General features: G+C 37.1%; 13 protein-coding genes and 1 pseudogene. 5 read left to right on the plus strand and 9 right to left on the minus strand.

What is annotated here, in order from left to right; genetic code table 11:
* The first annotated feature begins 241 nt into the window (after nt 1-241).
* A complete protein-coding gene (dnaE, locus tag ACFINR_RS06505) occupies nt 242-3,709 on the plus strand; it encodes a DNA polymerase III subunit alpha (protein ID WP_375653521.1) in 3,468 nt (1,155 codons plus the stop codon).
* A gap of 193 nt (nt 3,710-3,902) precedes the next feature.
* Here dnaE and ACFINR_RS06510 read toward each other — a convergent pair whose 3' ends face one another.
* Both ACFINR_RS06510 and ACFINR_RS06515 read right to left on the minus strand, forming a co-directional pair.
* Entirely contained in the window at nt 3,903-5,150 is a 1,248-nt protein-coding gene (locus ACFINR_RS06510) for an FAD-binding protein (RefSeq protein ID WP_375630173.1), read from the minus strand.
* 52 nt (nt 5,151-5,202) lie between these two features.
* Entirely contained in the window at nt 5,203-5,451 is a 249-nt protein-coding gene (locus tag ACFINR_RS06515) for a zinc-finger domain-containing protein (RefSeq protein WP_375623967.1), read from the minus strand.
* A gap of 323 nt (nt 5,452-5,774) precedes the next feature.
* On the opposite strand from ACFINR_RS06515, the gene ACFINR_RS06520 reads away from it, so the two are divergent.
* Together ACFINR_RS06520 and ppx are read left to right on the plus strand one after the other, a co-directional pair.
* On the plus strand, nt 5,775-7,955 hold the full coding sequence (locus tag ACFINR_RS06520) for an RNA degradosome polyphosphate kinase (RefSeq protein ID WP_375611537.1): 2,181 nt from the start codon (nt 5,775-5,777) through the stop codon (nt 7,953-7,955).
* Nucleotides 7,956-7,961: 6 nt separating this feature from the next.
* On the plus strand, nt 7,962-9,479 hold the full coding sequence (gene ppx / locus ACFINR_RS06525) for an exopolyphosphatase (protein ID WP_375611538.1): 1,518 nt from the start codon (nt 7,962-7,964) through the stop codon (nt 9,477-9,479).
* 273 nt (nt 9,480-9,752) lie between these two features.
* On the opposite strand, the pseudogene ACFINR_RS06530 reads toward ppx, so the two are convergent.
* Both ACFINR_RS06530 and rnd read right to left on the minus strand, forming a co-directional pair.
* Nucleotides 9,753-9,938 (minus strand): annotated as a pseudogene (locus tag ACFINR_RS06530) (helix-turn-helix transcriptional regulator).
* Between the two features lie 642 nt (nt 9,939-10,580).
* The gene (gene rnd / locus ACFINR_RS06535) at nt 10,581-11,735 is read right to left on the minus strand and encodes a ribonuclease D (protein ID WP_375630175.1); all 1,155 of its coding nucleotides are present in this window, start codon (nt 11,733-11,735) and stop codon (nt 10,581-10,583) included.
* 132 nt (nt 11,736-11,867) lie between these two features.
* On the opposite strand from rnd, the gene aspS reads away from it, so the two are divergent.
* Both aspS and parC read left to right on the plus strand, forming a co-directional pair.
* Nucleotides 11,868-13,661 carry an aspartate--tRNA ligase gene (aspS, locus tag ACFINR_RS06540; RefSeq protein ID WP_375637467.1) on the plus strand — a complete coding sequence of 598 codons (1,794 nt, stop codon included), beginning with the start codon at nt 11,868-11,870 and terminating at the stop codon, nt 13,659-13,661.
* Nucleotides 13,662-14,438: 777 nt separating this feature from the next.
* Nucleotides 14,439-16,688 carry a DNA topoisomerase IV subunit A gene (gene parC, locus ACFINR_RS06545; RefSeq protein ID WP_375653454.1) on the plus strand — a complete coding sequence of 750 codons (2,250 nt, stop codon included), beginning with the start codon at nt 14,439-14,441 and terminating at the stop codon, nt 16,686-16,688.
* 466 nt (nt 16,689-17,154) lie between these two features.
* On the opposite strand, the gene ACFINR_RS06550 is transcribed toward parC, so the two are convergent.
* The 5 genes from ACFINR_RS06550 to purQ all read right to left on the minus strand — a co-directional run bounded on the left by ACFINR_RS06550 (nt 17,155) and on the right by purQ (nt 22,381).
* On the minus strand, nt 17,155-18,411 hold the full coding sequence (locus ACFINR_RS06550; protein ID WP_375653459.1) for a multidrug effflux MFS transporter: 1,257 nt from the start codon (nt 18,409-18,411) through the stop codon (nt 17,155-17,157).
* A gap of 71 nt (nt 18,412-18,482) precedes the next feature.
* Nucleotides 18,483-18,815, minus strand: a complete 333-nt coding sequence (gene grxD, locus ACFINR_RS06555) for a Grx4 family monothiol glutaredoxin (RefSeq protein ID WP_375606638.1) — start codon at nt 18,813-18,815, stop codon at nt 18,483-18,485.
* A gap of 98 nt (nt 18,816-18,913) precedes the next feature.
* On the minus strand, nt 18,914-19,147 hold the full coding sequence (locus tag ACFINR_RS06560; RefSeq protein ID WP_375611543.1) for a BolA/IbaG family iron-sulfur metabolism protein: 234 nt from the start codon (nt 19,145-19,147) through the stop codon (nt 18,914-18,916).
* Nucleotides 19,148-19,205: 58 nt separating this feature from the next.
* Nucleotides 19,206-21,416, minus strand: coding sequence for a phosphoribosylformylglycinamidine synthase subunit PurL (gene purL, locus ACFINR_RS06565; protein WP_375653466.1), 2,211 nt, complete (start codon nt 21,414-21,416; stop codon nt 19,206-19,208).
* A gap of 293 nt (nt 21,417-21,709) precedes the next feature.
* Nucleotides 21,710-22,381: a phosphoribosylformylglycinamidine synthase subunit PurQ gene (purQ, locus tag ACFINR_RS06570; RefSeq protein WP_375613086.1), complete on the minus strand. Its 672-nt coding sequence runs from the start codon at nt 22,379-22,381 to the stop codon at nt 21,710-21,712.
* Between the last annotated feature and the right edge of the window lie 6 nt (nt 22,382-22,387).

The raw sequence follows: 22,387 nt of genomic DNA on the forward strand, positions 1-22,387 counted from the left end.
TTAGATGAGGTATATTGTTTTTCTTTTTATTTTAGGTGTTTATTTGCTGTGAATAGAAGCATTTTCTTGATAGAACTCTCTTATAAATATTAATAAAATTGGGATATTGCTCCTATGTAGGATGATGAATTTATAGCTTTAAAGTTTGATGATGAACAGAAGTTTTTTCTTTTATAAGGGGTGCTGTTTAGCATTTATTTTGTAGTGGGAAATTGTGAGAGTGGTAAAAAATAAAATGCAAATGCAAGAGAACAAAAATTCTCTTCCTCGCTTTATTCATTTGAGAGTGCATTCAGCTTATTCCTTGCTCGAAGGGGCTTTAAAAATCCCCCAAATTATTCAACAGACGATTTCAGATCATGCACCAGCGGTTGCTATTACCGATACCAATAATTTATTTGGTGCTTTGGAATTTTCACAGCATTGTCTTTCTCATGGGGTCCAACCTATTATTGGTTGTCAGCTTACTGTTGATTTTTGTGATGAAAATGATCATTCACGTTTGGTTAAAGGACGTAATGCTTCTGATTTTTGCTCTATTGTTCTTTTGGCTGCTAGCGAAACCGGTTATGCTCATTTGGTTCGTCTTGTGAGTCGTGCTTATCTTGATAAGTGTGATACTGATCCTCCTCATATTAAAGCTGATTGGTTGTCAGAACACAGTGAAGGCATAATCGCTTTAACGGGTGGAAAGGGAGGACCTATTAATCTTTCTTTGGCAGAAGAGAAAAAAGAACATGCTGTTGAGCGCTTAATTTATTTGAAAAAATCTTTTGCTGATCGTCTTTATGTGGAGTTACAACGGCATGGCTCTTATGACCGGAGAGTAGAAGCTGATCTTATTGAATTGGCTTATGCGCATGAAATTCCTCTTGTAGCAACGAATGAAGCTTTTTTTCTGCAAAGAGAAGGGTATGAAGCGCATGATGCGCTGATGGCTGTTTCAGAAGGACAAATTGTCTCTAATCCAGATCGCAAACGTGTGACACCAGATCATTATTTGAAGTCACAAGATGAAATGGTTACACTGTTTTCTGATCTTCCAGAAGCTTTGGAAAATAGTGTTGAAATTGCATTGCGTTGTCATATTGCCTCGCCTCTTCGAAAACCGATATTGCCTCGTTTTATAGAACAATCTGTTAATTCAGAAACTACTATAGAAATAGAAGATAGTGAGTTATTAAATCAGGCTAAAGATGGTTTGAAGATTCGGCTTGAAACAATAGGGTTGGCTGAAGGATATACGATTGCAGATTATGAACAGCGGCTTGATTATGAAATTTCAGTTATTACGCGTATGCAATTTTCTGGATATTTTCTTATCGTTTCAGATTTCATAAAATGGGCAAAGGTTCATGACATTCCCGTTGGACCAGGCCGGGGTTCTGGTGCTGGTTCACTTGTTGCTTATGCATTGACGATTACTGATGTGGATCCCTTGCGGTTTTCTCTTCTCTTTGAACGTTTTCTGAATCCAGATCGTGTTTCGATGCCAGATTTTGATATCGACTTTTGTCAAGAGCGGCGCGAAGAAGTTATTCAATATGTTCAAAAAAAATATGGACGTGATCAAGTTGCTCAAATTATTACTTTTGGTAAGTTACAGGCACGTGCAGTTTTGCGTGATGTGGGGCGTGTTTTAGAAGTTCCTTATCGTCAGGTGGATTATCTTACAAAATTAATTCCTGCCACCCCAGGAAGTCAGGTAGAATTAGCAGATGCTATTAAGGATGAACCTAAATTTGAAGAAGAAAAGAAAAAAGATCCCGTTGTTGGACGCGCATTAGATATAGCGCTTCAGTTGGAGGGACTTTATCGTCATGCTTCAACTCATGCTGCTGGGATTGTTATCGGAGATCGTCCACTTTGGGAGCTTGTCCCGATGTATCGTGATCCTCGTTCTGATATGCCTGTTACACAATTTAACATGAAATATGTTGAACAAGCGGGGCTGGTAAAATTTGATTTTCTTGGATTAAAAACGCTTACTGTTTTGAAAATGGCAGTCGATTTTGTTGCCAGAAAGGGGATTAAAATAGATTTATCAAATATTCCTCTGAATGATGAAGCAACCTACGCTATGATGGCACGTGGTGAAACGGTTGGCGTGTTTCAGGTGGAAAGTTCTGGTATGCGCAAGGCGTTGATTGGAATGAAGCCAGACCGTATTGAAGATATTATTGCGCTGGTTGCACTTTATCGTCCAGGTCCAATGGAGAATATTCCAACCTATAATGCACGCAAACATGGGGAAGAGGAAATTGCTTCTATTCATCCTAAGATAGATCATCTGATCAAAGAAACACAAGGTGTTATTGTTTATCAAGAACAGGTGATGCAGATTGCTCAGGTGCTTGCTGGCTATTCGCTTGGGGAAGCCGATTTATTACGTCGTGCTATGGGGAAAAAAATTCATGCTGAAATGCAAAAACAGCGTACGCGTTTTGTTAATGGAGCCGTTGCAGGTGGTGTGGATAAAGATCAAGCTGATATTATCTTTGATCTTTTAGCAAAATTTGCCGATTATGGTTTTAATAAATCGCACGCTGCTGCTTATGCAATTGTTTCTTACCAAACAGCTTATATGAAAGCAAACTATCCCGTTGAGTTTTTAGCTGCTTCAATGACATATGATATGACGAATACAGATAAGCTCAATGATTTTCGGCGTGAAGCATTAAGGTTGGGTATTGAAGTTATTGCACCTTCTATACAAACATCTCATCGTGTTTTTGAGGTTGGTGATAACTGTATTTATTATTCTCTTGCTGCCATTAAAGGTGTGGGAGAAACTGTTGTAGATCATATTGTTTCTTGTCGTGGGAATAAGGTTTTTAAGGATTTGGAAGATTTTTGTGCGCGTGTTGATCCTCGTATTGTTAATAAGCGTGCGATGGAAAGTTTAGTTTGTGCTGGTGCTTTTGATTGTTTTAACATTGCACGTGAGGTTTTATTAGCCAATCTTGGAACCCTTCATGCGCGTGCACTTCGTATTCTCGATGACAATTCTAGCGGGCAGGTTGATATATTTGGAATGGCAGGCGGATTAAAAGAACCATTGATTTTATCGCAAACAACCCCTTGGTTGCCGGCTGAGAAACTTTATCGAGAATTTCAAGCTATAGGTTTTTACTTTTCTGCGCATCCTTTGGAGGAGTATCAAGCTATTCTGAACAAAAAACGCATTCAGACTTGGGGTAATTTTGCCAATGCCGTTAAAGGGGGAGCAACGGCTGCACGGCTTGCTGGAACTGTTGTGGCAAAAAACGTGCGCAAAACAAAATCTGGTAAAAAAATGGGAATTATTCATTTTTCTGATACAAGTGGACAATATGAAGCAGTTCTCTTTTCTGAGGCACTCTCGGATTATGAAGAGATGCTAGAACCCGGAAAATCTTTTATTATTACGGTGAGCGCAGAAAATCGTTCTGAAGGAGTTAGTTTGCGAATTGAAACAATTCAGTCTTTGGAAAATGAATCATTACAACAGCATAAAATGATGCGTCTCTTTATAAAAACAGTTGATATGCTTCCACAAATTGAACAAAACTTAAATCTTGGGGGGAATGGAGAGGTTGGGCTTATTTTAATTCAAGAGGATGGATTGCGAGAAGTCGAAATTGCGCTTCCTAAGCGATATAAGGTAAATTCACATGTCGCAAATGCTATGAAATTAATTCAGGGTATTGTTGATGTAGAATTGAGTTAAAGAAAGATTAAAGATGGGAGCTGATTTTGAGTGGTGTTTTTGCTTTTAGGAGAGCTAAAAATGGAGCTTTTAAAATCGGATTGTAGGTTTCGAAAAATATTGCTTTTATTTGAGTAAATTATGATATTTTTTTAGTGTCATAAAATTAAAAAAAATCTCGTTCTTTCGTAATATTCAAAGTGTCGGAAGGATTTTATAAGTTTTTATCATTATTTTTTATAGAATTCATCGCATCATACATGTAAAGCCAATTGAGATCTGACATAATGCTCTCTGGTGTACGAATTTTCATCATGAGATTGCGTGCAATTGCTATGGGACCGGTTGCGTGATAGGCTAATCTATTGAAATCTCCGCGTTTTTTTACTGCTGCAATACGCGGGGTGCGTGTTGTTTCGTAAAGCGAAAGTGCTTTCGTTAATGAAAAATCTTTCAATGAAAGTGCTTTTGCTAATGTGGCGGCATCTTCGATTGCCATAGCGGCGCCTTGTGCTGCAAAAGGTAAGGCAGCATGTGCGCAATCGCCAACAAATACTTGTCTCTCTAAACCGATAAAACGATTTTGTTTCATTTGAAAAAGTGGCCAATAACTCCATTCATCAATATGATCGAAGATTTGTAAGATTTTTGAATTCCAATCTTTAAAAAGAGATTTGAGTTTTTCTTTATCTCCTTTATGGGCCCATCCTTCTTTTGAATTTTCTCCATGCGTAATGGCGACAAAATTAAAAATTTTTTCTGACGATTGAATAGGGTAGACAACAAGATGATTTTTGGGTCCCATCCAAGCCGTAATTGTCTTCATATTTTGCAATGAAGAACGAAAGTTTTGAGGAAGATTATCAGATGTTGTTGTTGCACGCCAAGCAATAAAGCCACTAAAATTTGCTTTTTCATGAAAAGGAGATTGTTGCCGTAATGTTGACCAAACGCCATCACATCCGATCAGGAGGGGCGTTGAATAAAGCTGTTCTGTTGCCGTATCTATTTTTATTGTCGTGATTTTAATGTTGGTTGCCGATTGGGTAGAAGATACAATCGTTTCGCCTGCTTTGTATTTGATCAAAGGATTTTCAATCACTGCATTATATAAAATTTTTTGTAAAGCCGCGCGGTGAATCGTCATATAAGGGGCTTTCCAATATTTTTCTGTTAGATTAATAAGATGAGCCCGTAGATGTATTTTTAAAGATAATCCATCTTTTAACTCAAAAAAATATGGGATTGTCGCGACTTCAGTGAGTTTGTTAAGAAGTTTCCAGCGAGCAAGAATAGATGTTGCATTTGGTGTCAGTTGAATACCAGCGCCTATCGTTTCAAGTTGCTTACACTTTTCGATAATGGTGCTTGCAATTCCTTTATGAGCGAGTGCTAAAGCAGTGCTTAAACCAGCAATTCCTCCTCCAACGATGATGGGTGATTGTTCCACAAATGATTTCATATTAAACAAGCAGAATTAAAAGAGGGGTTATTAAGAAAGCCAAAAAACGCAATTATAATAGCTTTTCTGGATGATATAAGCATCCTGTTGGGTTTGTTTGATCGTATGATAGCGAGGGAACATAACGATAAAGGGTTGAGCAGTAAGGGCAAATTTTCTCATCTGCTGCTCCCATATCGATAAAGATATGAGGATGATCGAATGGTTGTGTAGCGCCTACACACATAAATTCTTTCACACCAATTTCGATTGTTTTATATCCAAGGTCATTTTGAAAATGAGGAATGTTGTGATCAGCCATGGCGTACAAACTCCAGAATAAATTTTCTCATCAGCTATGATTGGGCTCTTCTATTTTATAGGCGTGAGTTTGTAATAAAGCGTATAATAATGCAAGCTGCTTTTTAAGACAAATTTTTACTCTTTTATGCTATATTAGAATAGTTGTCTTACTTTTAGTGCTTTGCGCATAGCAATAATTCCAAGTATTTTTAAATATTAAATGGAAAAATGATGAGGGAAGTTAGGCATTGATATATTATTATGATGATAACATAATCAAATGTTATGTGAGATATTTCGTCAAGGATTTTAGAAAATATAAAAGAAAATTATTTAGGATATATGGAACAGAGGGTGGTAAATAAAATTTCTATATCGAATATAACAATGAAAAATCCGGTACGGTTTATTAATCGAGAGTTTTCATGGCTACAATTTAATAATCGTGTTTTGATGGAAGCGGCTAATTCGAAACATCCTTTATTAGAACGTCTACAATTTCTTTCTATTTCAGCTGCAAATCTTGATGAGTTTTTTATGGTTCGTGTTGCAGGACTAGCAGCTCAAATTCGTGCTCGCGTTACAGCGTGCAGTGCAGATGGGCACACTCCACAGGAACAACTTGATATTGTATTAGCTGAGATTTCAAAGCTGCAGGCTCACCAACTACGAGAATTGAATGTTTTACGTGATGAATTAAAAAAGAATGATATTGAAATTATTTGTTCTGATGATCTTTCAGAAATTGAAAAATCATGGCTTGAAAAATATTTTCTTGAGACAATTTTTCCTGTTTTAAAACCTTTACCTGTTGATTCTACTCATCCTTTTCCGTTTATTCCTAATTTAGGGCTTTCTATTGGGCTTCAATTGTCTGGAGAAACTGATCAGAATTCACACACAGTATTGTTGTCTATTTCAATGCTTTTAAGGCGTTTCGTTCTTCTTCCTCAAGAAGGTAATCATTTTCGTTTTATCGCATCTGAAGATGTTATTTGCCTTTTTATTAAACATGTATTTCCTAACTATGAGGTTAAAGGAATTGGTACATTTAGAATAATCCGAGATAGCGATATTGAAGTAGAAGAAGAAGCTGAGGATCTTGTTCATTTTTTTGAAACTGCTCTAAAAAGGCGGCGCCGTGGGCAGGTTATTCGAGTTGAGTTTGACGCAAAAATGCCAGAGAGTTTACGCCAATTTATAGCGAATAGTCTCGCTGTTCCTGATAATTGTATTAATGTCCTTGACGGATTTTTAGCGCTTAATACGGTATCAGAAATTGTTTCTATTCCCCGCGATGATCTTAAATTTATTCCTTATATTTCTCGTGTTCCAGAATGTATTCGTGAACATCATGGGGATTGTTTTGCGGCTATTCGTGAAAATGATATTGTGATTCATCACCCTTATGAGACATTTGATGTTGTTGTCCAATTTTTACGTCAAGCTGCTTGCGATCCTGATGTTGTAGAAATAAAACAAACACTTTATCGTACATCAAATGATAGTCCAATTGTTGGCGCTTTGATTGAAGCAGCTGAACAGGGAAAGTCTGTGACTGCTTTGGTAGAACTTAAAGCACGTTTTGATGAGGAAGCAAATATTCGTTGGGCCAGGGATCTTGAATGTGCTGGGGTTCAAGTTATTTTTGGTTTTATTGCATTAAAAACGCATGCTAAGATGTCATTAGTTGTGAGACGTGAGGGAAAACGTCTTCGCTCTTATGTTCATCTTGGAACAGGAAATTATCATCCCATTAATGCTAAAACTTATACCGATCTTTCTTTTTTTTCCACGGATGATGATATCGCTCATGATGTTGCGTTATTATTCAATTATATTGCGCAATATGAGCGTCCAAATGAAACAATGAAGATTGCTTTTTCACCCTTAACACTGCGTGGTCGTATCTTAGAGCATATTGAGGGAGAAATTGTTCATGCACAACAGGGAAGGTTTGCTGCTATTTGGATGAAAGTTAATGCATTGGTTGATCCTGAAATTATTGATGCTTTATATCGTGCCAGTCAAGCAGGGGTGCAAATTGATTTGGTTGTGCGGGGGATATGTTGTTTACGTCCTGGTATTCTAGGAATTTCGGATAATATTCGTGTAAAATCAATTGTCGGGCGTTTTCTTGAACATAGTCGCATTTTTTGCTTTGGGAATGGTCAAGATTTGCCTAATGAAAATGCACTCGTTTACTTAGGCTCTGCTGATATGATGCCTCGTAATTTGGACTATCGTATTGAAATATTGGTTCCGGTTTTTAATAAAATAGTGCGTCAAAAAATTCTTTTACAGATTATGTTAGCTAATATCATTGATAATCAACAAAGCTTTGATATACTTAAGGATGGAACATCAAAACGTATTACACCGCAGATAGGTGAAAGTCTATTTAATGCGCAGGAGTATTTTATGGCCAATACAAGTTTTGCGGGGGAAAATGAGTCTTTTGAGTCTTCTGTTTCGCGCTTGGTTGCGTTGCATCGGCAACAAGCCGAAATACATAAAGACTAAAATCCAATGACATATAGAGATGCTCAAGGTCGGTTAAAAGGGCGTAAGCCTGTTGCTGTTATTGACATTGGCTCAAATTCTGTTCGGTTGGTTATTTATGAGGGGCTTGTTCGATCACCAACAGTTTTATTTAATGAAAAGATTCTTTGTGGTCTCGGTCATGGTGTGGCGAAAACAGGATTTTTAGAAGAAAAATCGATGAAAATGGCGTTGCAAACACTGAAACGGTTTCGTACGCTTTGTCGACAGATTGGGGCAGATGAGGTCTATACTTTAGCAACAGCAGCAGCACGAGATGCACAGAATGGCGTAGCATTTATTCAGCATGCTGAAGATATTTTGCAAAATAAAATATATCTTCTTTCAGGAAGTGAAGAAGCTATGTATTCAGCATATGGAGTTGTGTCTACTTTTTATCAACCAAAAGGTATTTCTGGGGATCTTGGTGGTGGAAGTCTTGAGCTGATTGATATTGATCATTCTGATGTTGGTGAAGGGATAACGCTCCCATTGGGTGGTTTAAGGCTACAGTATATGTCAAATAATGATAGTGCTGTAGCTACAAAAATTGTACATGAGCAATTTTATAAATCGTCTGTTGTTCGTGCTCGTAAAGGTATAGCACGTTATTTTTATGCAGTAGGGGGGACATGGCGTAATTTGGCAAAACTCCATATGGCAATGAAACACTATCGGCTCCCTGTTATGCATGGCTATGAAGTTGATGCTGTTGAAATGGAGAACTTTTTACGTCTTGTAGCACGTGGCAATATTGATAATATGAGAGGGATTGCAGCGGTTTCTCAGAACCGTCGAAAACTTTTATCTTATGGGGCAATAGTTCTTATTGAACTCATTCAGTGTATGGAGTTTGAAAAGATAATCTTTTCTGGTGCTGGCGTTCGTGAAGGTTTTCTTTATTCACGATTGCCGCAGGCGATTCGACTTTCAGATCCTCTCATTGCAGCATGCACAGAAATGGCTATTTTACGGGCACGTTCACCAAAACAAGCAGAAGAACTCATTGATTTTACGACGAATGCTTTTGAAGTTTTTGGAATTTCAGAAACCGAAAATGAATGCCGTTATCGTCAAGCCGCTTGTCTTCTTGCGGATATTGGTTGGCGTATACATCCAGATTATCGAGGCAATGAAGCAGCAAATCAAATAGCTTTAGGATCTTATCCAGGAATTTCTCATGAAGGGCGCCTTTATGCGGCACTTGCTGTTTTTTTTCGCAATACGAGTTTATTGGTTGATAAAGAATCTCTTCCCATTTTTCAATTAGCAACTCAAAATATAATTGAAAAAGCACGTATTCTTGGCGAAACTATGCGTATTGCTCATCTTTTTAGTGCTTCTGTTGCAGGAATTTTACCTCATTTATTGTGGCATAAAAAAGCAGATCATATTATCCTGCAGATCCCAAAGAATTACGCTGGGTTATTAGGAGAACGTCCTCTTGGACGATTACAGAAGTTATCAAAAATAATAAAACAACCTCTCGCTTTTGAAATTTTTTGATTTTTTTCCTAATTTATTCGTGTTTTATGTCTTAATAATAGGGCCATTGACGAGGGATAAACTAGGTAGCCTATCATCATGAGCTGGACAATAGGACTTGTTCCATAACGCCCATGCTAGACACCACGCAAAGCATTTGTAATGCCTGAGCATTCATAAAAGAAAACATAATTTTTTATTCTGTTACTTGCATCACAGGATGGATTTTTCACTTCATAAGCTTCATGTGAAAATGAAAAGTTTTGTCCATTTTTACGTGAAAAGGTTTTCTTTTTATGCTGTGTCGTTATAACGTTTCTGTTTAGCTTGCTCGATTATCTTCATAAGATTACGATTGTAACCAACGCGATAAAAAACAAGTTTTAAAGATTTTGGGAGAGATCCATTGGTTACATGACGCTGGAATGTTGAAATACTCATATGAAACAGTTTTGCACTTTCACGGTCTGTCAAAAGAATATCATTTCAGTCATTATAAAATCCTTTCACTATAAAAAATAGAAATAAATCACAACTATTTATTAACCATGATTTTTGAATCCTTTGAAAGGTATTTAATTTATAAAAAACAGCGCTTTATCATATAATTCTTATGTGAAACTTTATGAGTCTTATTGAGATGAAGTGAAAGAATCTTACGATATTCGGAGGTCTAATTCAATATAAATAACGCTAGATTATTTTTAGAAATCAATATATTGCTTTTGTTAGGTATTTTAGTTGTTATGCTGGCTCGTTTTTGATTGTTAGATTGCAATCTCGGTAGTTTTTAATACGATATGGTGACGTGAGGCATTATATCTTTGTTTGTTCCTATTTCTAGGCTGCTATTTTTGTAATGAATGCGCTTTTATTATCAGAACTTTTTTTTTCAAAACTTTTAAATAAGGAACTGTCTGTTTTTTTAGATTATTTTTAATGGGATTGCTATTTAATTGACCTGATAAAGATTTAGCTATCATTTTAATAAGAGTTTACTATTTAATTTTTTAACTTTGTCAGAAGTAGGCTTTATTTATCCTGTTTGCGTTGGCCTATAGGGCATACCAATTGATGTAGATAATGAGTAGCGTAATGGATTTTTCAAAATGAAAATGTAAATTAAAGCTGTTTTGTGCTTATTTTTCCATCGTTAAAGTAAAACCCTATCTGGCCCTTTAGCAGTTGTTCGGCTTTTTTACCAAATATTTCATAGCGCCAGCCATTCATAGCGGGAATATTTTTCTTTATTCCTCCATTGGCAATTTTTTCTAAATCATTAGATGTTGCAATAATTTTAGGGGCAATGCTGTTTTCATTTGCAACAATTTTTAATAACACTTTGAGCAGATCGATAACAGCGGCTGTCGTATCATTGAGTGGATTATGTTTAGGAATGGGGGGTAAAGTAGAAAGATCCACCTCTAATCCTTCGTGGACAGCTTTGATTAATGATTGAGCAATTGAGAGTTTATCCCAGTTCTTATTAAGACTGCGCAACCGTTTTAATGCAGATTCATCTTTTGGTTGTTGGGTTGCTATTTCTATAAGACATTCATCTTTTATGATATGACGACGTGGCATATTGTATTTTCGTGCTTCACGTTCCCGCCAAGCTGCTATCTTTTGTAATACAGCAAGTTCACGTGGCTTTTTAATTTTTCCTTTCACTTTTTTCCATGCTTCATCTTCTGGCATATCATAGGTTTTAGGATTTAAAAGGATTGTTATTTCATCATCCATCCAGTGAGCTCTTTGATTTTTCTCTAACCTTTTTTTCAATAACAAGTAAACATCTCTTAAGTAAGTTACATCGGAAAGTGCATAGAGCAGTTGTTTTTCAGACAAAGGGCGGTAACTCCAGTCTGTAAAGCGGGAGGATTTATCAAGATGATGCCCTGTACAGCGTTGTACAATTTGATCATAGGAGATAGAATCACCAAATCCACAAATTGATCCTGCTATTTGCGTATCAAAGAGAGGGGAAGGAATAACACCTCCAAGATGATAAATTGTTTCAATATCTTGGCGCGCAGCATGAAAAACTTTTACAACTTTTTTATCGATCATAAGGTCAAAAAAAGGTTGTAAATCAATATCTGGTGCTATGGGATCAATCAAAACTGTGACATCTGGTGATGCGAGCTGGATTAAACACAGTTGAGGCCAAAAAGTTGTTTCGCGGATAAACTCAGTATCGACTGTTACAAAATCAGAGGTACGTAGAGCGTTAAGTGCAATTTCAAGATCTGTTGTTTGTGTAATAAGATTCATCATTTTATTATAATTCGATAAATTAAATTTGTCCTTTGTTGACTTTATTTTTGAGTTTTTATTCTCATATCTTGACAAATGGTTATTAAAAAGCGTTTGTAGCGCATGTGAATATTATAATCAAAGGCAAAAAACATGCATCGTTATCGCAGTCATCATTGTGCGGCTCTCCGTAGATGTGATGTAGGAACACAAGTTCGTCTTTCGGGGTGGGTTCATCGTGTTCGTGATCATGGAGGGATTCTTTTTGTGGATTTACGTGATCATTTTGGAATCACACAAATTGTTGCTGACCCTGCTTCACCAGCTTTTAAAGTTATTGAAAAAGTGCGTTCTGAATGGGTTATTCGTGTGGATGGGGAGGTATGTGCTCGTTCTGATGAGGTTATTAATGCAACGCTTCCAACAGGTGAGATTGAAATTTTTGCACAAGAGGTAGAAATTCTTTCAAAATCTGATGAGCTTCCTTTACCGGTTTTTGGTGAGCCTGATTATCCAGAAGATATTCGATTAAAATATCGTTTTCTTGATTTGCGTCGGGAGACTATGCACAAAAATATCATGCGTCGGACTGAAATTATTGCGGCTATGAGACGGGCTATGCAAAATAATGGTTTTACGGAATTTACGACGCCACTTTTGACAGCTTCATCGCCGGAAGGAGCGCGTGATTTTTTGGTTCCAAGTCGTGTTCATCAGGGAAAATTTTATGCGCTACCGCAAGCGCCACAGCAATATAAACAATTGTTGATGATGTCAGGTTTTGATCGTTATTTTCAGATTGCTCCATGTTTTAGAGATGAAGATCCAAGGGCCGACCGTCTTCCTGGTGAATTTTATCAATTAGATGTTGAAATGAGTTTTGTTGAGCAAGAAGATGTTTTAGCAACTATGGAACCTATTATGCGTTCTATTTTTGAAGAATTTGCAGATGGAAAGACTGTGACACAAAGCTTTCCTCGCATTTCCTATGATGAAGCAATGCAAAAATATGGTTCTGATCAGCCTGATCTACGTAATCCGATCATTATGGAAGATGTTTCTCAGCATTTTTATAATTCTGGTTTCAAAGTCTTTGCTCAAATTTTAGCGAATGATGAGAATGCTCAAGTGTGGGCTATTCCAGCTAAAACGGGTGGAAGTCGTGCTTTTTGTGATCGTATGAATGTATGGGCACAAGGCGAGGGGCAACCAGGGCTCGGTTATATTTTTTGGCGTGAAGAAGAAGGAAAATTTGAAGGAGCAGGGCCTATCGCCAAAAATATTGGTGAACAGAGGACTGAAGCAATCCGTATACAGCTTGGGCTTGAAAGTGGGGATGCCTGTTTTTTTGTAGCTGGCGATCCAAAAAAGTTTTCATCTTTTGCCGGAGCAGCACGCACAAGGGTAGGGGAAGAATTAGATCTTCTTGATAGAGATAGTTTCTCTTTGGCGTGGATTGTTGATTTTCCATTTTTTGAATGGAATGAAGATGAAAAAAAGATTGATTTTGCACATAATCCTTTTTCCATGCCTCAAGGGGGAGAAAATGCCCTTGCCTGTCAAGATCCTCTTACTATTAAAGCTTTTCAATATGATCTTGTTTGCAATGGTTATGAAATTGCATCAGGTGGAATTCGTAATCACTTACCAGAAATGATGCTTAAAGTTTTTGAACTTGTAGGACTTTCTAAGGAAGTTGTGAAAGATCGTTTTGGTGGTCTTTATCGTGCATTCCATTATGGGGCTCCACCACATGGTGGTATGGCTGCGGGAATTGACCGCATTATTATGCTGTTACAAGGTGTTAAAAATTTGCGTGAAGTTGCTTTATTCCCTATGAACCAACAGGCGCTTGATCTTTTAATGAGCGCTCCGTCTGATGTTTCTCCTACACAATTACGTGATTTAGGAATCCGCATGGCTCCTACTCACAAAAATAGCTCATAAAGTTGATAATGGATTGGTTTCATCTTTTCTACGTAGAGTGAAGTTTTGATGCCTTTCAAGAGTCAACGGTGTGTGCGTGTACTGTTTGTGAAATTTAGATAGGCAAAACGCTATTGTGTTGATTCTTTACGAGGCATTTTTATTCCTTGTTTCTATAGTGGCTTTTCCCCTTGTGATAGGTGAGGAAATAATTATAATTGCTTGATCATGAATAAATTAGAAATAAAAGAATTCTATAATATTCGGGAGCCTCATTTTAGTTGAAAAAAATTAATTATCTTTATATGTCAATATATTATTTATTTTTTATTGAAGTTTTTACAACGTTGTAGCAGAGAATTGTGTCTCTTCGTTTTTATGAGAATAATGTGGTTTTCCATTCTATGGACTTACTCTGAAAAGTTTAAATTTCATAAGCTTTGAACATTTTTTTGGTTTTTCGTAGAAAAACTGAATGGGGTTGTTATACAATTTATCTTTATAATAAAAGATGATGTTTGAAAGGTGCTTTTGTCATTTCAGAAAAGATGAAATAACTCTTTGTGGGCAGTTAAATTATCGTCGAATTTGACAAAGCTTTCAATAAATTACTTAGGACAAGGGGGGAAGGACATGTATAAATTTTTCAAATTGATATAATTTTCTGTTCATGTTCTAATTGCAGCGTTTGTTTTTATGTAATTGACTTTTAATAAGAAAGTCGACTCATAGAAGATTTCATTAAATAAATCCTATAAAATAATTTCTTATTATTGTGGGAATTGTTGTTTTAATACTATGTCTGATAAAATGAATTTACCTTTTGATAAAGAACATATTGAACCAATAGAATTACGTTCTGCTTTACAGGAACGTTATTTGGCTTATGCACTTTCTACGATTACACACCGTGCATTGCCTGATGTACGTGATGGATTGAAGCCGGTCCACCGGCGGATTGTTCATGCGATGCGTCTTCTCAAACTAAATCCTGGACAGTCTTATGCGAAATGTGCGCGGATTGTTGGTGATGTCATGGGAAAATTTCATCCTCATGGGGATGCGTCTATTTATGATGCCTTGGTGCGCTTGGCTCAAAGTTTTGCTGTTCGTTATCCGTTGGTTGATGGGCAAGGCAATTTTGGTAATATTGATGGTGATAATGCTGCTGCCATGCGTTATACGGAAGCACGTATGACTGAAGTGGCTGCATTGTTACTTGAAGGAATTAATGAGAATGCTATTGATTTTCGTTTAACCTATAATGAGGAAGATGAAGAGCCTGTTGTTTTACCAGGAGCTTTCCCTAATCTTTTAGCAAATGGTTCTTCTGGTATTGCTGTTGGTATGGCAACATCTATTCCCCCCCATAATGTTGCTGAGCTTTGTGATGCAGCACTCCATTTGATTGCGCATCCCGATGTAAATGATGAGGAATTAAATCAATTTGTTCTTGGTCCTGATTTTCCGACGGGGGGAATTTTAGTTGAACCTAAAAAAAGTATTGAGGAATCCTATCGTGTTGGGCGTGGATTCTTTCGCTTGCGTTCACGTTGGCATCAGGAATCTGGTAGCCGTGGTTCTTATGTGATTGTTGTAACTGAAATTCCCTATCAGATTCAAAAGTCACGTCTTATTGAAAAAACAGCAGAGTTATTGCTTGCACGCCGATTGCCAATGCTTGAGGATATCCAAGATGAATCAGCAGAAGATATCAGAATCGTGCTGGTTCCTAAAAATCGGTCGGTTGATCCGGAGCTCCTTATGGAGTCTCTTTTTAAATTGACTGACTTTGAAGTAAGATTTCCCCTTAATCTGAATGTTTTGTCTTTGGGAAAAATACCCAATGTCCTTTCTTTGCGAGAAAGTTTGCAGCAATGGCTTGAACATCGTCAAGAAGTGCTTATTCGTCGCTCTCATTATCGGCTTGATCAAATTGATAGCCGATTGGAAATTCTTCATGGATATCTTATTGCCTATTTAAATCTCGATGAGGTCATTCAGATTATTCGTGAAGAGGATGAACCGAAAAAGAAGCTGATTAATCGGTTTGAATTAACAGAAAATCAAGCTGAAGCTATTCTTAATATGCGCTTGCGTTCTTTGCGTAAGCTTGAGGAATTTGAAATTCGTAAAGAATTTGAAAGTTTGAAAGCTGAAAAAGAAAAGCTACAGAATTTGTTAGCTTCTCCTATAAAACAGTGGAAAATAATTTCAGAAGAAATCAAAAAAGTTCGAAACACTTTTGGGCCTGAAACACTCTTGGGGAAAAGACGTACGACGTTTGAAGAGGCACCAAGACATGATCTTGATGATATTCAACAAGCAATGATCGAAAAAGAACCGATTACTATTGTTATTTCTGAAAAGGGGTGGATGCGTGCTTTGAAGGGACACTTGAACGATTATAAAGCACTTTCTTTTAAAGAAGGAGACAGTTTAAAGTTAGCCTTTCCAGCATTTACGACCGACAAGATTGTGCTGATCAGTACGGGGGGGAAGTTTTTTGCTATTGGTGCAAATAATTTACCTGGAGGGCGGGGACATGGTGAACCTATTCGTCTCTTAGTTGATATGGATGATGAGCACGATGTTCTCACAGCTTTTGTGCATCACGCCGAGGAAAAATTTCTCTTGGTTTCATCTCACGGTAATGGTTTTATTGTTTCTTCTGCAGAAGTGATCGCCAATACACGAAAAGGAAAGCAAGTGATGAATGTGAAAGCTCCTGATAAGGTAAAGCTTTGTGTTCCGGTAAATGGTGATCATGTTGCTGTAGTCGGTGAAAACCGTAAAATGCTTATTTTTTCTATTGAACAAATACCAGAAATGAATCGCGGTAAAGGTGTTCGTTTACAGCGTTATAAAGAAGGTGCTGTTGTTGATGCCAAGACTTTTAATTTATCAGAAGGCTTAAGTTGGCAAGATACAGCTGAACGAATCTTTAACCGTCAAGCTGATGATCTCATTGAATGGATGGGAATGCGTGCGGGCGTCGGGCGTTTGGTTCCAAGAGGATTTCCAAAATCAGGAAAATTTATCAATTAAATATATTTTATAAATGGGAAAGTTCCCTATGGTTTTATGATTGTGTAAGATATTAATTTATAAAGATAATTTATTATTTTTTATATTGAACGAAAGACCTAAAGCGTAAGTTTTTCTCTTATTTCGATCTTGTTCAGGTTAAATCAATCAAAACTGTTTGTTTGCCTATCATGAGATGAGAGACCAGCCCGTCTTCATAAAAACTATTGAAGAAAAGAATAAAAATATTTTTTAATAAACCGTTTCACAGACAAGAGTTGTTGCAACAATAGTATGTTTGTTTTTTTACATTATACCATTTATGGGTGCTGTCGTGAAATGATTTGATATTTCGAGAGCTGTACCTTTAAACAAACAATGTGAATGTTTAACACAAGAATGTTCTATTTGGAGATGTTTTATTTTGTCTGATAGGTTTATTTTCTTATTGTTCAAGAGAGATGTTATTAATCTTTCATAGTAATATTTATTCGTTAGGATTACTATGATATTGTCTAAAAAGATGACCACGTTCAGCCCATAAGACGAGAAGTATGGCAGTGAGACTCAGAAAGAAAAATCCTGCTGAGTTTGGGATGGTTGTTTCATCAAATTGTTGGGCAATAAAAAAGCTAAGTCCTGCACCGATAGATGTTTGAAGAAATCCGGATACAGAAGAAGCTGTTCCAGCTATTTCTCCTACAGGTTCAAGAGCGAGTGTATTGAAATTGGCCATAATACCACCGCAGGTAAACATTAATATACAATATAACGTCATATAAAAAGGAAAAGGGATAACACCACCTGCTAAGATGGACCCAATAAACCAAATGCATGAAGCGGCACAAAAGAGCAAAAGCATAGTATGAGCAATACGCCGCATTCCAAGGCGTCCAACGAGTTGAGAGTTAAAGAATGATGATAGAGCTTGAAATGCAGCACCAACTGCAAAAGCAATAGGGAACCAAAGTCCTAGATTATAGATCCCTTCATATGTTTGTTGTGATGTATTAACGGCGGTAAAGATACAGCCTAAAATAATGGAAGTTGCAAGTGTATAGCAAAGTGTTGTGCGATTGGTTATTACAATCCATAAGTTGTGTTTAACTGAAGAAAAGGAAAGAGAGCGTTGCGTATAAAGAGTTTCAGGCAAGCGCAGTTGAATCCAAATCATCAGTCCTAAACCAATCATTGCCATGAAAATAAAAATATATTGCCAATGTCCGAGCAGTAAAATGATCTGTCCTGTTGCGGGACCAACCATTGGTGCAACAAGAAAAACCATCATAACAATAGACATAACTTCTGCCATTTTTCGACCACTGTAAAGATCACGTACGACGGAAACTGTAAGAACTCGCATAGCAGCCCCTCCAATTCCTTGCAAGATACGTAAAATAAGTAAGAGAGAAAAATCAGTTACAAAGGCACAGCCAATCGCCGTAAATGAATAAAAAGCAAGCCCGAGAAGAATAAGTTTACGTCGTCCATACCTATCGCTTATTGGACCGAAAAATATTTGAGCAATACCATAGCTAATAAGATAACTCGAAATGATATAATGTTGATCATTTTCATTGAGAACATTTAAGCCGTCTAAAATATCGGGCATAGCTGGCAGCATAATATCAACAGCTATAGCGTTAATAGCCATGAGCGAAGCAATAAGAATAACAAATTCTTTATAGCCAATTTTGTTTCTAATCGCATCTCTATGCGTTTGTTCATCGACTGAATATGACATATGGCATCCTTGAAATAAAAATTTCGTCTGAAAACAGCTCTTTTTAAGAGTCTGAATAAAATGAAAGATACCTATGATTGATTACATGGAATATTTTTTTCTTTCAAAAGTTCCTGTAACTCATTGTTTTGAAACATCTCTTTAACAATATCACAGCCTCCGATAAATTCACCTTTGATATAAAGCTGTGGAATTGTTGGCCAATTTGAGTAATCTTTAATCCCTTGACGCAATTCGTTAGAAGTTAAGATATTAATCCCTTTATAATTCAATCCTAAATAATCAAGAATTTGAACAACTTGTCCTGAAAACCCGCATTGCGGAGCGTCAGGTGTTCCTTTCATGAATAAAATGACGTCGTTTGTTTTAATTTCGTTGTCAATAAAATCATGAACAGTGGTCATTTTTATCCCTCGATATTTCAGATTTTTATCAGTGTGTAATTTATATTCATACTGCTTTTAATCGTATTAAATGTGTGAATGCAAGAAGAAATTTTAGATTATTTTGGGACATTTGTTTGCAACATTAAGGCGTGAAGGTCATTTCCCATATTGCCTTTAAGGGCGTCATAGACCATTTTATGTTGTTGAACACGGGTTTTACCACGAAAACTTTCAGAAATAACTTCTGCAGCATAATGTTCCCCATCTCCAGCAAGATCACGAATTCTTACAGTAGCATCAGGAATGCCTTCACGAATAAGTGTTTCAATTGCATGGGCACTCATTGCCATCATTATTCTCCTATGTTGTTCATTTTTTATAAAGGCTGTTTAAGAGAAAAAACAATTTTTACTCTTCACCCATAAATTGTGGAAACCAGTTTTCATAGGCTTTTGTAAGTTTGTCTACTGAAAGTGTTAATATCCCATCTATATTAAGAGAAGTACCCTCGACTTGACCTAGCTCTGTTAAAGAAACTGTATTGATTTGTGCACGCTCTTTAAGACTATTAAGAGAGTGAGGTTTGACGGCTAAAAGATAACGTCCTTGGTCTTCTCCAAAAAGTTCTGCATGATGGGGTGATTTATTGCTTAATTTTACTTTGATTCCTTTACCTGCTTTAATCACCATTTCAGCAAGTGCTATCGCTAATCCTCCGTCAGAAAGGTCATGGGCGGCGTGAATAAAACCACGATGTATGACATCTCGAACAAATTGACCATGCTTTTTTTCAAGTTGTAAATCTACAGGGGGGGGGGGGCCTGCATCAATATTTAAAATGTTACGTGCATAGATTGATTGTCCTAAATGGGAGCCGCAATTTCCTACTAAAACAAGAATATCTCCATTTTGCATACCACTTATTGTTACCATTTTAGACCAATCATTAAGAAGGCCTACCCCAGCAATTGTGGGGGTTGGAAGAATGGCTTCCCCATTTGTTTCGTTGTAAAGAGAAACATTGCCTGAAACGATAGGAAAATCAAGGATTCTACAAGCTTCTCCTATACCTTTAATAGCAAAAACCAGCTGTCCCATAATTTCAGGTTTTTCAGGGTTACCAAAATTGAGATTATCTGTAGCAGCCAGTGGTGTTGCACCTGTCGTACTAATGTTTCGCCAGCATTCTGCGACAGCTTGTTTCCCCCCTTCATAAGGGTCTGCTTCACAATAGCGAGGTGTTACATCAGAAGAAAAAGCAAGAGCACGTTTGCTGTTGTTTCCTACACGGATAACGCCTGCATCACCTCCTGGACAAACAAGGCTATTTCCTTGGATAAGGGTATCATATTGTTCATAAACCCATCGCCGAGAACTTTGATCAGCAGAATTCAATAAGCTCAGAAGCGCATCACCAAGATTTTCAACTTTTTTGACGTCTTCTGCTTTCAAGGGTGTTTTTTTTGCCGGCTCACTCCAAGGACGATCATAAACAGGCGCTTCATCACCAAGCTCTTTGATGGGAAGATTGACAACTTCTTCCCCTTGATGAAATACACGAAAACGTAAATCATCGGTTGTTTTTCCAATGATAGAAAAATGTAGTCCCCACTTATGAAAAATTGCTTCTGCTTGCTTTTCTAGTTCTGGTTTAAGGACCATGAGCATACGCTCTTGACTTTCAGAAAGCATCATTTCATAGGCTGTCATGTTTTCTTCTCGAACAGGAACTGTATCAAGATTAAGCTGTATCCCCAGATTTCCTTTTGCTCCCATTTCAACGGCAGAAGAGGTGAGTCCTGCTGCCCCCATATCTTGAATAGCAACCACGGCTCCAAGTTCCATGAGCTCTAAACATGCTTCAAGGAGACATTTTTCTGTAAAAGGATCACCGACTTGAACAGTTGGGCGTTTTTCACTGATTGAAGAATCAAATTCAGCAGAAGCCATTGTTGCTCCACCGACACCATCACGTCCTGTTTTTGCACCAAGATAAACAACAGGGAGTCCAATACCTTGCGCTTTAGAATAAAAAAGGGCGTTTGTCTTTGCAATACCGGCGACAAAAGCGTTAACAAGGATATTGCCATTATAACGCTCATCAAAATTTACTTCTCCACCAACCGTTGGAACACCAAAAGAATTGCTGTAACCACCTATTCCAGAAACAACACCAGAAACAAGATGGCGTGTTCGTGGGTGATCAGGAGCACCAAATCGCAATGCATTTATAGCAGCAACAGGACGGGCTCCCATTGTAAAGACATCACGTAAAATACCACCAACACCTGTCGCTGCACCTTGATAAGGTTCAATATAAGAAGGGTGGTTATGGCTTTCCATTTTGAAAACAACACATTGTCCTTCGCCAATATCGACAACACCAGCATTTTCACCAGGTCCTTGGATGACACATTTTCCTTCTGTCGGAAGAGTTTTTAGCCATTTTTTAGATGATTTATAGGAACAATGTTCGTTCCACATTGCAGAAAAAATTCCTAGTTCAGTAAATGTTGGTTCTCTACCAATTAACGTTAGGATACGTTGATATTCATCTTCTTTTAGCCCGTGTTGTGCAATGAGTTCTGATGTAATAGTGATGTTATTGCAAGGCTTCATGAGTATTTATCCGTCAAATTAATCGAAATTTAGTATTTTTATTTTTTTAACCTAGCAGCTTATATTATAAACAATAATGTTGTTTAATAATAAAAATATTTATAGACAGTAAGCTGAAGATTTTGTCCGTTTGTTTGGTGGGATTTAAGACTAAAAATGGTCTTAAATAATTATGTGTTTAGAAAATAATATCCATTGTTGTTTGTGAAGAGCTTTGTTTATAGATTTACGATGCGAGAAATGGTATAAATCCTTGTTTTTTTAAATTATGGAGCGCGAGTATTTTTGCAGCATTATCCATTTACTAACTCTAAAGCACTTTGAAAAAGTAAACGACCGTCAGTACCTCCGTGGGCGGGTTCAATAAAGTTTTCAGGATGGGGCATCATACCAAGAATATTACCAGCTTTATTAACAATACCAGCAATATCTTTCATTGAGCCGTTCGGGTTTGTATTTTCTGCATAGCGAAAAACAATTTGTTCATTGTCTTCCATTTGTTTCAATGTTTCACTATCAACAAAATAATTTCCGTCATGATGGGCAACAGGACAACGAATAATTTGTCCTTTAGAATAATATCGAGAAAATTTTGTCTTGGCGTTGACGACTTCAAGCTTGATTTCACGACAAACAAATTTTAAAGAAGCGTTACGCATTAAAGTACCGGGTAATAATCCTGCTTCCAACAAAATTTGAAATCCATTACAGATACCTATAATTGTCGTACCTTCTTGTGCTTTTTCACGAATGGCTTTTAAGACGGGAGTTCGCGCTCCAATTGCACCACATCTTAAGTAGTCGCCATAGGAAAAACCACCAGGAATAATAATAACATCTACATCTGGAATTGTTGTTTCTGTTTGCCAAATTTTTAGTGGCTCAACTCCCGTTATATGATGTAATGCTGCAACCATATCTCGATCACGATTTAATCCAGGAAGTTGAATGATGGCAGTTTTCATGAGCAT

It is taken from the genome of Bartonella sp. AP19HLJMH, assembly GCF_042196245.1.
In the GTDB taxonomy this organism is placed as follows: Bacteria; Pseudomonadota; Alphaproteobacteria; order Rhizobiales; family Rhizobiaceae; genus Bartonella.